The sequence below is a fragment of the Nesterenkonia sandarakina genome (assembly GCF_014138825.1).
Classification (GTDB): Bacteria; Actinomycetota; Actinomycetes; order Actinomycetales; family Micrococcaceae; genus Nesterenkonia; species Nesterenkonia sandarakina.
This window is the reverse complement of sequence record NZ_JACJIH010000001.1, coordinates 357,498-369,728: the sequence shown is the minus strand read 5'-3', so window position 1 is coordinate 369,728 and position 12,231 is coordinate 357,498. Positions and strand designations below refer to the sequence as shown.

Below are 12,231 nucleotides of genomic sequence, written 5' to 3'. Positions count from 1 at the left end.
CGGCCGGGTCTGTGCCGCACGCAAAGGGGCCCGTGGCTACAGCTCGCCCAGCAGCTCCCGCCAGATCAGCTTCCAGCGGGCGACCTCTTCGGGCGAGCCCAGCTTGGTGTGTCCGACCCCCAGCGAGGACTTGTCCTGGGACTTCTGCGAGATGGTCACGGCCACCCGGGAGCCGTCGGCCAGGTCGGCACGCCAATACCGCCACCGTTCGGTGGCCGAGGTGCCGGGCTCGCCTGTGATCGCGACACCTCCGAAGTCCCCACGCCCGGCGACCAGGTCCAACCAGGCCTGGAACGCGGCGTCCATGCTCCCGGGGTAGGTCTTCGAGACCGAGGCCTGGAACTCCCCAGGGCGGGTCTCCCCCGGCTGGCGCAGCGCGTGGTGCTGCTCATAGGCCACCGCGACGCTCTGCGCCCACCACCCGTGGTTCTCCACGTGGGCCGGCATGTGGTAATAGACGATCCCGACGATCTCACGGTGCGGCAGGGCGGCGGCCCCGGCGTCGTCGAGGGCGGTGACCCACTGGTTCCCAGCCACGATGCGTGGTGCGCTCGATGGCGGCGGTGCTGTGCATCCTGACCATGGATTCCAGGCTACGCCGGTGAGGCCCGACTGCCAGCCCTCACCGGCCAGCGACCTCAGTCGAGCTCGACCGCGTTGATGGGCATCTGCGGGAAGTGCTCCCGGCGTGCATGGTGGTCCTTCCAAGAGGGTTCTGCATGGGATGCCTGCAGCCCTCGGCGATCGGTCACCTCCGTGTGGAGACCGACGCGCTGGTGGCGCTGCCCGGAGGATCCGGGAGCAGGTGCGGATGGTCGCGCTGGACGGTGCGCAGCCTCCACGGGTCACGGAACAACGCCACAGGTGTGCCGTCGTTGCGGTAGAGCACTTCGCAGTCCTGGCGTTCACTCAGGATTGCCGCCGCCTCGTCGTCGATGTCTCGGGCCACCGAATAGTCCAGTGCATCGAAGGAGACCGCGGCGCCGAAGTCGGATTCCATCCGGGCTGAGACGACCTCGAACTGCATGGGCCCGACGGCGCCGAGCACCGGGCGCTGCTGGCCGCGGCGTTCGGAGTAGAACACCTGGATGACGCCTTCGCGATCCAGCTGCTCGATACCTTTGCGGAACTGCTTGTGTTTGGAGGCGTCCCCGGTCTTGCCCACCCGGAAGTGCTCCGGGGCGAAGGGTTTGAACGGCGGGAACAGCACGGACTGCCCGGCATGAAGGGTGTCTCCGGGACGCAGCGTGGAGGCGTTGACCAGGCCGACGACGTCGCCGGGCCAAGCGGTGTCCACGGTGGTGCGGTCCCGGCCGAAGACCTGCTGGGAATACTTGGTGGGGAACGGCTTCCCGGACTGGGCGTGGGTGGCGACCATGCCGCGTTCGAAGACTCCGGAACAGATCCGCATGAACGCGATCCGGTCCCGGTGGGCCTTGTCCATGCCGGTCTGGACCTTGAAGACGTAGCCGCTGAAGTCAGAGGTCAGCTCATACGGGGTGCCCTCGGCGTCGGGGCGGGCCTGCGGCGGCGGGCCCTGTTCCATGATGAAGTGCAGCAGCTCTTCGACGCCGATGTTCTGCACCGCTGAGGCGAAGAAGAGCGGGGTCGCCTCCTGGGCGAGGAAGGCGTCGCGGTCGTAGAACTGATCCTCGAGCTCCAGCAGTGAGGACTCCTCCACCGCGGTCTGGAACTCGAGGGGATACTCGGCCTCGGCGGTCTCCGCGGAGAGCTTCTCGGCGAGGACCTTCTTCGCACCGCCGGGGGCGCGGGTGTAACGGTTCATGGTCATCGCCTCGGGATTCAGCAGACCCAGCATGTGCCCGGAGTCCCCGACGGGCCAGTTCCGCGGCATCGAGCGCATCCCGGTGCGGGTGAGGATCTCATCGACCAGCTCCAGCGCATCCTGGCCTGGGCGGTCCCACTTGTTGATCACGGTGATCACCGGCAGTCCGCGGGCCTTGCAGACCTCGAAGAGCTTCATGGTCTGGGCTTCCATGCCCTTGGCGGCGTCGATGAGCATGATCACCGCGTCCACCGCTGCAAGCACGCGGAAGGTGTCTTCGGAGAAGTCGGCGTGCCCGGGGGTGTCCACCAGGTTCACGATCGCGTCCCCCACCGTGAACTGGAGCACAGCGGAGCTGACGGAGATCCCGCGGGCCTTCTCCATCTCCATCCAGTCCGAGACGGTGCCCCGGCGTCCCGCCTTGCCATGGATCGCACCGGCCTCGGTGATCGCGTTGGAGTGCAGCAGCAGCGCCTCACTCAACGTGGACTTGCCCGCATCCGGATGCGAGATCACTGCGATCGTGCGTCGCGACAAGGCCTGCTGGAGGATCTGCTTGGTATCTGCTTCCATCACATCTCTGACTCTACGCTTCCGCCGCGAGAGAGTTGAATTCTCCCGCGGCGCTGAGAGGGCGGTCACAGCTGACAGTGGGGCGTGACCCGGCGCCGCCTGCGCCCGCGTCCGCGACGCGCAGCATCGCGGCAATCTGTCGCATTCCTATGCCACGTCCCATGGCTTTGGACCGAAATAGCGATGGGACGTGGCATAGAGGTGCGACAGATCCAGACTGGCAGGCCGCTCCGATCACCCGGGGCCACCGTGTCGTGTGCTTTCGCGACCAGAACCCGGTCGCGATCATCGAGGTGCGAACACGCAGCTGACCCACACTGGGCTGTCAGGCGAAGACCAGCTGGACTGATTCAACGATCTTTTCGTACACCGGCACCACGACGTCGGGGCCGGCGCCGCCCATGTTGAACGCGTGGCCCACTCCCCGGAGGTCGAGGTGCTCGATCAGGGCATCCGCTGCACGCAGCCGCTGGGCGTATCGCCCGGCCTCCTCACGGAGGATGTCCTGCTCAGCGGAGATCACCAGCGCCGGCGCGATGCCCCCCAGCGACGCCGTGTCGGCCGTCCCGGCTGGGGACGCGAGCCGGTCAGCTCGTAAACGAACATCGGGGCAGTAGGCAGAGTTGAACACCGGCCCCAAACGCACCAGGAACTTCTCTTGTCCCGGTGACCATTTCTGGGCGGCGGGGATGCTGAGGTCCAGCGCCGGATACATCAGGACCTGCAGCGCGACCTCGGGGGTTCCCGCTTCGAAGGCCAGCCGCGCCGCTGCCGCGGCCAGTGCGCCACCTGCAGACTGACCCCCGAGAGCCAGTCTGCTCCCGTCCCAGGGCCGTTCCGGTGCGGCGACCCAGGCGGCGACGTCGTAGGCCTGCTCCACCGGGCCGGGAAACCGGGATTGCGGAGCAGGGATGTAATCGAGGTTTATCACCGTGACACCCGCATGGAAGGCGATGAACCGACACAGCGCATCGTCCTGCTCGGGGTGGCGGATCACGAACCCGCCGCCGTGCAGGTTCAGGTAGACCCCGCGCCCGGCAGCGCCCGACGGCGGGGAGTATCGGATCGCGCGCAGCGGCCCATGGCGGGTGGGGACGGTGATCTCCTCGGTGGTGGCAGGCAGCTCGGTGAAGGAGACCTCTGCAGGGATCCGAGGGCCGCGGGGAGCCCGCTGCATCAGCTTGGCGGCGCCGTCGGCGAGCCATCCAGGTAACACCATGTCCAGTCTCTCCTTCGCCGACGCTCAGCCTATTCTTGCTCTCATGACCATTCCACCGCACACCGCACGACTCAGGTTCCGCCCCATGACCGAGGCTGACCTGGAGGATATGGCTGCGATGCTGGGTGACCCGGTGGTGATGCACTACTACCCGGCGCCGAAGTCCCGGGCGGAGGCTGAAGCGTGGATCCAGCGGAACCAGCAGCGCTATGCCGAGCACGGCTACGGCCTCTGGATCATCGAGACGCTCGAGGGCGAATTCCTCGGCGACTGCGGGCTCACCTGGCAGTCCGTGAACGGGGTCCCCAAGCTTGAGGTCGGTTTCCGGGTCCGAGCAGAGCGGCAGAACCGGGGCTACGCCACCGAGGCTGCGCTCGCCTGTCAGGACTTCGCCCGTAAGCAAACCAAAGAGACGGAGCTGGTGGCAATCCTGCACCCGGAGAACCGAGCCTCGGAGCGGGTTGCTCAGAAGCTTGGGATGCACCGTGTCGCGGACGACCTTGCCGGGCCCATCCCGGTGCGGGCCGTGTACAGCATGCGGCTCTGAGGGGGTGACCGACGGCGGTGCGGCCGCAGGATCTGACGAAAACCTTTTCTTATATGCGATAGTTGCACCGTGGAATTTCGTCATCAGCTCCCTGCTCTGACCATTGCCGTCACCGCACTCATCGGCACATCTGGCTGTTCCAGCCCAGCGGATCAGTATTCAGACCTGACCGAAGATCACACCAGCGAAAAACCTCTTCCCGACACGATCCGTGGCCAAGCCGTCGACACCCTCGACCCCGAATCGACCCGGTGGGTGGGAGAACACGAGGGCACCGAGTTATGGCTGGGCGTGAAAGCCGAGGGTGCGGGCGCATGCCTGGTCGTCTATCCAGACGACGACAGGTGGGTCACCGGCTGTTCGACGGGTGATGAGGTAAGTGTCAGCAACGGCGACGGATGGGACTACCGTGTTCGCCCGGACAGCGCCGAACTCCCCGAAGGAGCCATCCAGGTCTCACAAAACGTCTTCGTCACCAGAGGCTAGGCCGAGACTCACCGCAGGCATACGAACGGGGAGACCCTGCCATCCCGCCCATCGGGCGCGCCTGGCAAAGCGCTCCGGGAAGTCTTCCGCGCCGATGCCCCGGGCACGTAGAACGAGGCAACGAACCCGCGCCATGCTTTCCGCCGGCTCCCCTCCAGAGGCAGACCTAGGTGGCCGGTCAGGTGCTTGCTACTGTGTGCCCATGACCGGTCGTCGAGCCGCTTCTCTGGGCACCGCCCTGATCCTGCTGCTTTCGGCGTGTGAGAGCGGCGCCGCCGAGGAGAACGGCTCGGGCGCAGATCCCGGCGCGTCATCCTCCACAGATGAGGACAGCTTCCCGACCGTGAAATTCAATCAAGCCTTGACTCAAGATGTGACGCCTGAGCAGCTGGAGGACTGGACGGCCAGCGATCTGCTCCCCCTGGCGCCGGCCCACGGCGGCGCATTTGAGACGATGACCAATGCTCTGCGCGTCGCCGATCCCGCGCCCGATGTGATCATCTTCGGTGACTCCATGACTCAGCAGGGCCTTGACCCCGCCGAACTGGGGAATCTCCTCTCGGAAGCCGCTGGTGAGGAAGTCACTGCCTTCAACGGGGCCAGCAGCAGGGCCCGGTGGAGCATGAATCTCTTGCTCGCGCACTACGTGGTCAGCCTCGAGGATCCGCCCTCCGTCGCGCTGATGGGCATCTCGACCCGCGCGGCCGAGGATGATGACTTCTACACCTCAGAAGGGGCGAAGTCTCCGTTCTCCTCGCTGGTGGAGGGATGTGAGCGGCCCAGCAGCGAGGACTGGGGCGAGGCCGACACCGCGAGGTGCCAGCGCGACGTCGCCGATCCGCTGTTTCGGTTCCGCACCGGCGGGGACCAGGTGGCACGGGCCCAGGAGGGCCGGCCGGCGCAGACCAGCCTGCGGATCAAGGAAGGCAGCCAGCTGCGTTCGGATGGTTTCATGATCCACCCGGGAGTCAGTGCGGCCGAGGCTCGGCAGATCAGCGATACCCGGATGGAGCGCGGCTTCCCGGGATTCCCCACGGTCCACGATGAGGCGGTGGCCGATTTCGGCAGGACTGCGGAGCTGCTGCGCAGCCACGGGGTCACCGTGCTTGCCTTCGAGATCCCCTACACGCCGGTCCACCAGGCGAACCTGGAGGAGGCCGGGCGAGACTACGACGCTCGCCGTCAGGACGCGGCACAGGCCCTGACCACCCCGCATGAGGTCCCGCTTTTCGCCGTGGACGAGTTCGGGGACTGGTGGGGAGACGGCGACAGCCGGGACGCCATCCACCTGGCACCCCCAGGCGCTGCGAAGTTCGCGCGCCAGCTCACCGAGACTCCCGGCTTCCTCGAGGAGGTCCAAGCAGGACTCGCCGACTGAGCGCACGGACCACCCCTCCCAGAGAGGATCAACCGGGCCCCTTCAGGTTGACGTGACCATATGACCTGGACCATAGTGTCACTGTCACCTTAAGGAGTCCCTGCCATGGCCGCGCCGTCGAACCTGCAGACCGAGCTCGCCGTGAGCACGGTGGTCTTCGCGCTGCGCCCGCACCCGGACACCGGTGAGCTCACTCTCTGGCTGCCTCTAGTGCGTCGGATCCGGGAGCCTTTTCTGGGACAGTGGGCGCTGCCCGGCGGGCCGCTGGAACCCGAGCAGGACCTGGTCAGCTCCGCCCGCGCCACACTGCTGGAGACCACCGGGCTGGCTCCGCGGCACATGGAGCAGCTCTATGCCTTCGGCAACGTGGACCGCTCCCCCTCCAGCACCCGGGTGGTGTCCATCGTCTATTGGGCCTTGGTGCGTCAGGACGAGGACACCGACGCGGTGGAGGGCGAGAACCTGGAGTGGTTCCCCGCCGATGACATCGCCGAGGAGGCCGGCGTGCTGGCCTTCGACCACGGCCTGATCCTGGCCTACGCGCTGGACCGGCTGCGCGCGAAGGTCACCTACTCCCCCATCGCCCACGCCTTCCTGCCGGAGAAGTTCCCCCTGGCGGAGCTGCGCCGGGTCTATGAGGCGATCCTGAACCGGGCCCTGGACCCCTCGAACTTCCGCCGCCAGATCCTGGCGCAACGTTCCGTGGAGGACACCGGCGAGCGCATGACCGGCACCGCGCACCGCCCGCCGAGGCTCTACCGCTCCAACCCCGACCGCACCCGCTACACCCTCACCATCCAGGAGACACCATGACCGCCTCGGTCAATGACCTGATCACCCTGACCCCGAAGGACAGCTGCAACACCAAACTCGCCGCCGGGCCCTGGGACTTCGACACCGTGCCGGGCTACGGGCCTGGATCCTCCCAGGCGGATCGCCTCCCGGACCCGGTCTCCAGACCCGGGCAGCTGCCCGAGCGCTACCAGCTCATGCCGGAGCCGGAGCTTCATGAGCGGATCCTCGCCGCGAAGGCCACGCTCGGCGAAGAGCTGGTCATCCTGGGCCACTTCTACCAGCGTGACGAGGTCATCCAGCATGCCGACTTCGTGGGCGACTCCTTCCAGCTGGCCAACGCCGCGCTGAGCAAGCCGGAGGCGAAGACCATCGTGTTCTGCGGGGTCCATTTCATGGCCGAGACCGCCGACATCCTCTCCGCCCCGGAACAGGCGGTGATCCTGCCCAACCTTGCGGCCGGGTGTTCCATGGCGGACATGGCCGATGAGTCCTCGGTGGAGACCGCATGGGAGGAGATCTGCGAGACCTACGGCGTGGATCCGGAGAACACGCTCCCGGACGCCGAGGGCAAGCTGCCGATCCTGCCAGTGACCTACATGAACTCATCGGCGGCGCTGAAGGCGTTCTGCGGCCGCCACGGCGGGATCGTCTGCACCTCCTCCAACGCCTCCACCGTGCTGGAGTGGGCCTTCGAGCGGGCCCACCGGGTGCTCTTCTTCCCCGATCAGCATCTGGGACGCAACACCGCCAAGGCGATGGGCGTGCCGCTGGAGCAGATGCCGCTGTGGAATCCGCGCAAGGCCCTGGGCGGGAACACCGCGGAGCAGCTGCGCGAGGCCAAGGTCCTGCTCTGGCACGGCTTCTGCTCGGTGCACCGGCGCTTCACCGTGGACCAGATCAGCCAGGCCCGCGCGGCTGATCCGGGGGTGAAGATCATCGTGCACCCGGAATGTCCGATGCCGGTGGTCGATGCCGCCGACGCCGCCGGGTCCACCGATGCGATCCAGAAGTTCATCGCCGCCTCCGCCCCGGGGGACCGCATCGGAGTCGGCACTGAGATCAACATGGTCAATCGGCTCGCCGCGCAGTTCCCGGACCGGACCATCTTCTGCCTGGATCCGGTGATCTGTCCGTGCTCCACCATGTACCGGATCCATCCGGGCTACCTCGCCTGGGTGCTGGAGGAGCTGGTGGCCGGAGAAGTGCACAACCAGATCAGTGTGGAGCCAGAGGTCTCGGTGCACGCGAAGGTTGCACTGGACCGGATGCTCGCCGCGAAGCCCAAAGCCTGAAGGGACCCTGTGGACGCTCAACTCTCCGCCCGCGCGATCGACGCGGTGATCACCCTGGCCCTGGCTGAGGACATGCCCTTCGGGGATCTCACCAGCACCGCGTTCCTCCCCGCCGACGCCACCGCGCACGCCCAGCTCGTGGCGCGGGAGCCCGGCGTCCTGGCCGGTGGCGAGGTCTTCGCCCGCGCCTTCGCCGCGGTGGACCCCGGCGTCGTCGTGAGTCTGCACACCGACGACGGCGCACGGTTCGCCCCTGAGGATGTTCTGGCCAGCGTGCAGGGCCCCGCCCGGGCGATCCTCGGGGCGGAACGGGTGGCGCTGAACCTGATCCAGCGGCTCTCCGGGGTCGCCACGCTGACCAGCCAGTACGTCGCGGCCGTGGTCGGCACCGGGGTCCGGGTCACCGATACCCGCAAGACCACCCCGGGGCTGCGCGCACTGGAACGCTATGCGGTGCGCTGCGGGGGCGGGCACAATCACCGGTTCTCACTCTCCGATGCGGTGATGGCCAAGGACAACCACCTTGCGGTCCTGGGGGACTCACCGGAGGCGCTCACCCAGGCGATCCGCACCGCCCGCGAGCGCCTGCCGCACACCACGCATATCGAGGTGGAGGTGGACCGGATCGAGCAGATCGCCCCGGTGCTCGCCGGCGGGGCCGACACCATCATGCTGGACAACTTCAGCCTCGAGGACCTGCGCCGCGGCGTGGAGCTCATCGACGGTGCGGCCCTGGTGGAGGGCTCCGGCGGGGTGAGCCTGGAGACCATCACGGGGATCGCCAGCACCGGGGTGGACCTGATCAGCGTGGGCGCACTGACCCACGGGGCGCGCGCCCTTGACCTGGGGCTGGACATGAACCTGAGCCTGGACATAAACCTGGGCCTGGGCGCGAACCTCGGCCAGGAGATGAACCTGAGCCAGAACACGGACGTGAACCGGCCGGGGACCTCGGCCTGATGCTCTACCTGGACGAGTCCGCCGCAGCGCCGGTCCGGCGCGAGGTGCTGGAGGCGATGTGGCCGCACCTGACCGGATACGCGAACCCCTCCAGCGTGCACGAACCCGGAGCCGCGGCCTCCCGTGCGCTGGAGACCGCCCGCGCCGAGGTCGCCCGGCACCTCAACGCCCGCCCCACCGAGATCATCTTCACCTCCGGTGGGACCGAATCCGACAACGCCGCGCTCAAGGGCATCGCACTCGCCGAACCCCGGGGCCGCCATGTGCTGATCTCAGCCCTGGAGCACCCAGCGGTCAGCGAGTCGGCCGCCTGGCTGGGACGGCTGGGCTACGAGGTGGAGACCATCCCGGTGGACCGCGACGGCGTCGTGACTCCGGCCGCACTGGCCGCGGCGCTGCGCCCGGACACCACCGTGGTCTCCATCCACTACGCGAACAACGAGGTCGGCACGGTCCAGGACATCCCGGCATTGGCGGCGGTCTGTGCCGAGCATCAGGTCCCGTTCCACACCGACGCGGTCCAGGCCGCCGGGACCTTGTCCCTGGATGCGCAGGTCCTCGGGGTCAGCGCGATGAGCCTCGCCGGACATAAGCTGGGCACCCCCAAAGGCACCGGGGTGCTCTACCTGCGCCGTCGGACGCCTTTCGAACCGCTCATCCATGGCGGCGGCCAGCAGCGGGATCTGCGCTCGGGCACCGAGAACGTCGCCGGAGCCGTCGGGATGGCGACGGCGCTGCGCCTCGCCACCCAGACCGACGTCGCCGACCTGGCGCAGCGGCGCGATGAGTTCATCGACGCGGTGCTGAGCCGGGTGCCCGGCGCGCAGCTGACCGGGCACCGGACCCGTCGACTGGCCGGGCACGCCTCCTTCGTGCTGCCCGGGCGCAGCGGGGAGTCGGTGCTGCTGGACCTGGAGCGGCAGGGGATCTTCTGTTCCTCCGGATCGGCCTGCGCCGCCGGTTCGAGTGAGCCGAGTCCCGCCTTGACCGCCATGGGGTATTCGGAGGAGGTCGCCCAGAGCGCCGTGCGGTTCAGCTTCGGGGACTCTGTGACCTCGCAGGATCTGGTTCGCGCCGCAGCAGCGCTGCCGGGGGTAGGACCGGCTTCGCAGGCGTAAGGTGATCAGGGGTCTGCCTGGTGTCTTGACCGGCAGGCTTGACCAAGACTTGGAAACACTGACACCGCGAACTTCAGGAGCCACCATGTACGTTCCCGCAGAAGACCGTTATGAGAACGCGGAGTACCGCCGTGTGGGCCGCTCCGGCCTGGTGCTGCCCCCGCTCTCGCTGGGCCTCTGGCACAACTTCGGTGACGACTTCGCCCTCCAGAACCAGCGCGAGATCATCCACATGGCCTTCGACCATGGGATCACCCACTTCGATCTGGCGAATAACTATGGGCCTCCCCCAGGCTCGGCCGAGATCAACTTCGGACGGATCCTGCGCGAGGACTTCGCTGGGCTGCGCGATGAGCTGATCATCTCCACCAAGGCCGGCTGGACCATGTGGCCCGGGCCCTACGGCGGGCCCACCGGCAGCCGCAAGCACCTGCTCTCCAGCCTGGACCAGTCGCTGAGCCGGATGGGCCTGGACCATGTGGACATCTTCTACTCGCACCGTCCCGACGCGGACACTCCGCTGGAGGAGACCATGTCCGCTCTGGACGCCGCGGTCCGCTCCGGCAAGGCGCTCTACGCCGGGATCTCCTCCTACTCCGCGGAGGACACGATCAAGGCCGCCGCGATCCTGAAGGATCTCGGCACCCCGCTGCTGATCCACCAGCCCTCCTACTCGATGCTCAACCGCTGGATTGAGACCGAGGGCCTGCTCGACGCGGTCGACGAGCTCGGAGTCGGGGTCATCGGCTTCAGCGCCCTGGCCCAGGGCATGCTGACCGATAAGTACCTCAACGGGGTCCCCTCGGATTCGCGTGCAGCGACGAAGGGCTCCTTCCGGGACGACTTCCTCACCGAGGAGAACCTCGGGCACATCCGCTCGCTCAACGAGATCGCCTCGAACCGCGGGCAGAGCCTGGCGCAGATGGCACTGGCCTGGGCGCTGCGCGATGACCGGGTGAGCTCGCTGGTGATCGGCGCCAGCCGGCCCGAGCAGCTGAAGTCCAACCTGGCCGCCCTGGACCAGCGCTCCTTCTCCAAGGAAGAGCTGGACGCGATCGATGAGCACGCCGTCGACGGCGGGATCGACATCTGGGGCACGGCTCGGAAGAGCACCAAGGGCTGATTGCCCCCGGGCCCTGCTCCGGTGGGGTGTGGATCCGTCCGCACCCCACCGGGAAGTTCGGCTGTTGCAGGTCAGACACCTGGGGCGTGGGTCGATGCCATGATGGTCGCAGCGGCCGATGCGCGCTTCAGCCGGATCATGCGGTAGACTTTCCTGGTGCTTCCGGCGAGTTTGCTGGAAGGATTTCGGGCTATAGCGCAGCTTGGTAGCGCGTCCGTCTGGGGGACGGAAGGTCGTGGGTTCAAATCCCGCTAGCCCGACCATGACTCGGTAACTCAAACAAGAGACTGAGAGGTCTCGAGTAGCTGGGGACATAGATAATTGCTTATACAGACGAAGCCCGCCACGTCCATTGGATCCGGGACCCGTTCCTGCTGTTGGGCGGGAGGACGCTCGCTTCCTGCGACTCTCAGGCAATCCCCCCCCCGTTGCCTGAGTATTCGGTTCTTCGTAGACCAGGCCTCAAGTTTAGTCGCTGAAGACAACTCCCGGTGGCCGCTCGAGTTGGCCCCCGATGTTGAGGTTTCCGGTCACGTCTTCGTGGACGACGGTGCGACCAAAGAACAGCATGTTCAGCTCACGCTTCAGCTTGTCAGTCGCGTAGCGATATTCCAGTCCTGTCTCATCTGCGAGAAAAAGCTGAATCAAGTATCAAGAATATCGAACCTCAAGTTCCCGCTCATCTAGGTTCACAGGCCCAATGGCTCACCAGCGAGGACCTGCCTCCTTGAGTGGGGGAACGATCTGGATTCGGATGGCAATCAAAGAAGCACCTGTCTCACCAGCCGAGTGCTCACGCTCCCAGATAATGCGGAGAAGCCAATTTCAGCAGCGTGGTTGGGATGCCAATCACCGCGCAGCAGATCAGCAGGTCATCCCGTGCTGGACCTGCATCACATCGACCACGGCGACGATCCACGAGCTTGCTGGCACTATGAGGAGGTTCCGTAGTTC

Annotated in this window: 12 protein-coding genes and 1 tRNA gene; 9 read left to right on the top strand and 4 right to left on the bottom strand. The window is 67.0% G+C overall.

The window, feature by feature from the left end; all coding sequences use genetic code 11:
* Nucleotides 1–36 precede the first annotated feature (36 nt).
* From HNR24_RS01655 to HNR24_RS01645, 3 genes are all read right to left on the bottom strand, one after another.
* On the bottom strand, nt 37–537 hold the full coding sequence (locus tag HNR24_RS01655; RefSeq protein ID WP_220477141.1) for a hypothetical protein: 501 nt from the start codon (nt 535–537) through the stop codon (nt 37–39).
* Nucleotides 538–748: 211 nt separating this feature from the next.
* Nucleotides 749–2,359 (bottom strand): peptide chain release factor 3, encoded by a 1,611-nt coding sequence (locus HNR24_RS01650; protein WP_182494816.1) that lies wholly within the window; start codon nt 2,357–2,359, stop codon nt 749–751.
* A 325-nt stretch (nt 2,360–2,684) separates the two neighbouring features.
* The gene (locus HNR24_RS01645; RefSeq protein ID WP_182494815.1) at nt 2,685–3,578 is read right to left on the bottom strand and encodes an alpha/beta hydrolase fold domain-containing protein; all 894 of its coding nucleotides are present in this window, start codon (nt 3,576–3,578) and stop codon (nt 2,685–2,687) included.
* Between the two features lie 43 nt (nt 3,579–3,621).
* Between HNR24_RS01645 and HNR24_RS01640 the strand changes: the two genes are divergently transcribed.
* The 9 genes from HNR24_RS01640 (at nt 3,622) to HNR24_RS01600 (ending at nt 11,540) form a co-directional block, all read left to right on the top strand.
* A complete protein-coding gene (locus HNR24_RS01640; RefSeq protein ID WP_182494814.1) occupies nt 3,622–4,125 on the top strand; it encodes a GNAT family N-acetyltransferase in 504 nt (167 codons plus the stop codon).
* Between the two features lie 69 nt (nt 4,126–4,194).
* The gene (locus tag HNR24_RS01635) at nt 4,195–4,611 is read left to right on the top strand and encodes a hypothetical protein (RefSeq protein WP_182494813.1); all 417 of its coding nucleotides are present in this window, start codon (nt 4,195–4,197) and stop codon (nt 4,609–4,611) included.
* 202 nt (nt 4,612–4,813) lie between these two features.
* Nucleotides 4,814–5,989 (top strand): SGNH/GDSL hydrolase family protein, encoded by a 1,176-nt coding sequence (locus HNR24_RS01630; protein ID WP_182494812.1) that lies wholly within the window; start codon nt 4,814–4,816, stop codon nt 5,987–5,989.
* Between the two features lie 105 nt (nt 5,990–6,094).
* Nucleotides 6,095–6,802, top strand: coding sequence for an NUDIX hydrolase (locus HNR24_RS01625; protein WP_058888921.1), 708 nt, complete (start codon nt 6,095–6,097; stop codon nt 6,800–6,802).
* A complete protein-coding gene (nadA, locus tag HNR24_RS01620) occupies nt 6,799–8,076 on the top strand; it encodes a quinolinate synthase NadA (RefSeq protein ID WP_182494811.1) in 1,278 nt (425 codons plus the stop codon). The genes HNR24_RS01625 and nadA overlap by 4 nt, the downstream gene beginning before the upstream one ends.
* A gap of 9 nt (nt 8,077–8,085) precedes the next feature.
* The gene (nadC, locus tag HNR24_RS01615) at nt 8,086–9,036 is read left to right on the top strand and encodes a carboxylating nicotinate-nucleotide diphosphorylase (protein WP_182494810.1); all 951 of its coding nucleotides are present in this window, start codon (nt 8,086–8,088) and stop codon (nt 9,034–9,036) included.
* On the top strand, nt 9,036–10,154 hold the full coding sequence (locus tag HNR24_RS01610; protein ID WP_182494809.1) for a cysteine desulfurase family protein: 1,119 nt from the start codon (nt 9,036–9,038) through the stop codon (nt 10,152–10,154). The genes nadC and HNR24_RS01610 overlap by 1 nt, the downstream gene beginning before the upstream one ends.
* An 85-nt stretch (nt 10,155–10,239) precedes the next feature.
* Entirely contained in the window at nt 10,240–11,277 is a 1,038-nt protein-coding gene (gene mgrA, locus HNR24_RS01605; protein ID WP_182494808.1) for an L-glyceraldehyde 3-phosphate reductase, read from the top strand.
* 186 nt (nt 11,278–11,463) lie between these two features.
* Nucleotides 11,464–11,540 (top strand) — tRNA-Pro (locus HNR24_RS01600).
* A 205-nt stretch (nt 11,541–11,745) separates the two neighbouring features.
* Here HNR24_RS01600 and HNR24_RS01595 read toward each other — a convergent pair.
* The gene (locus HNR24_RS01595) at nt 11,746–11,925 is read right to left on the bottom strand and encodes a hypothetical protein (RefSeq protein WP_182494807.1); all 180 of its coding nucleotides are present in this window, start codon (nt 11,923–11,925) and stop codon (nt 11,746–11,748) included.
* Nucleotides 11,926–12,231: the final 306 nt, after the last annotated feature.

What these genes read in the sequence shown, in the direction of transcription:
- HNR24_RS01650 (WP_182494816.1), bottom strand. Translation starts at nt 2,359, where the DNA reads ATGGAAGCAGATACCAAGCAGATCCTCCAGCAGGCCTTGTCGCGACGC.
- HNR24_RS01645 (WP_182494815.1), bottom strand. Translation starts at nt 3,578, where the DNA reads ATGGTGTTACCTGGATGGCTCGCCGACGGCGCCGCCAAGCTGATGCAG.
- HNR24_RS01640 (WP_182494814.1), top strand. Translation starts at nt 3,622, where the DNA reads ATGACCATTCCACCGCACACCGCACGACTCAGGTTCCGCCCCATGACC.
- HNR24_RS01630 (WP_182494812.1), top strand. Translation starts at nt 4,814, where the DNA reads ATGACCGGTCGTCGAGCCGCTTCTCTGGGCACCGCCCTGATCCTGCTG.
- HNR24_RS01625 (WP_058888921.1), top strand. Translation starts at nt 6,095, where the DNA reads ATGGCCGCGCCGTCGAACCTGCAGACCGAGCTCGCCGTGAGCACGGTG.
- nadA (WP_182494811.1), top strand. Translation starts at nt 6,799, where the DNA reads ATGACCGCCTCGGTCAATGACCTGATCACCCTGACCCCGAAGGACAGC.
- HNR24_RS01610 (WP_182494809.1), top strand. Translation starts at nt 9,036, where the DNA reads ATGCTCTACCTGGACGAGTCCGCCGCAGCGCCGGTCCGGCGCGAGGTG.
- mgrA (WP_182494808.1), top strand. Translation starts at nt 10,240, where the DNA reads ATGTACGTTCCCGCAGAAGACCGTTATGAGAACGCGGAGTACCGCCGT.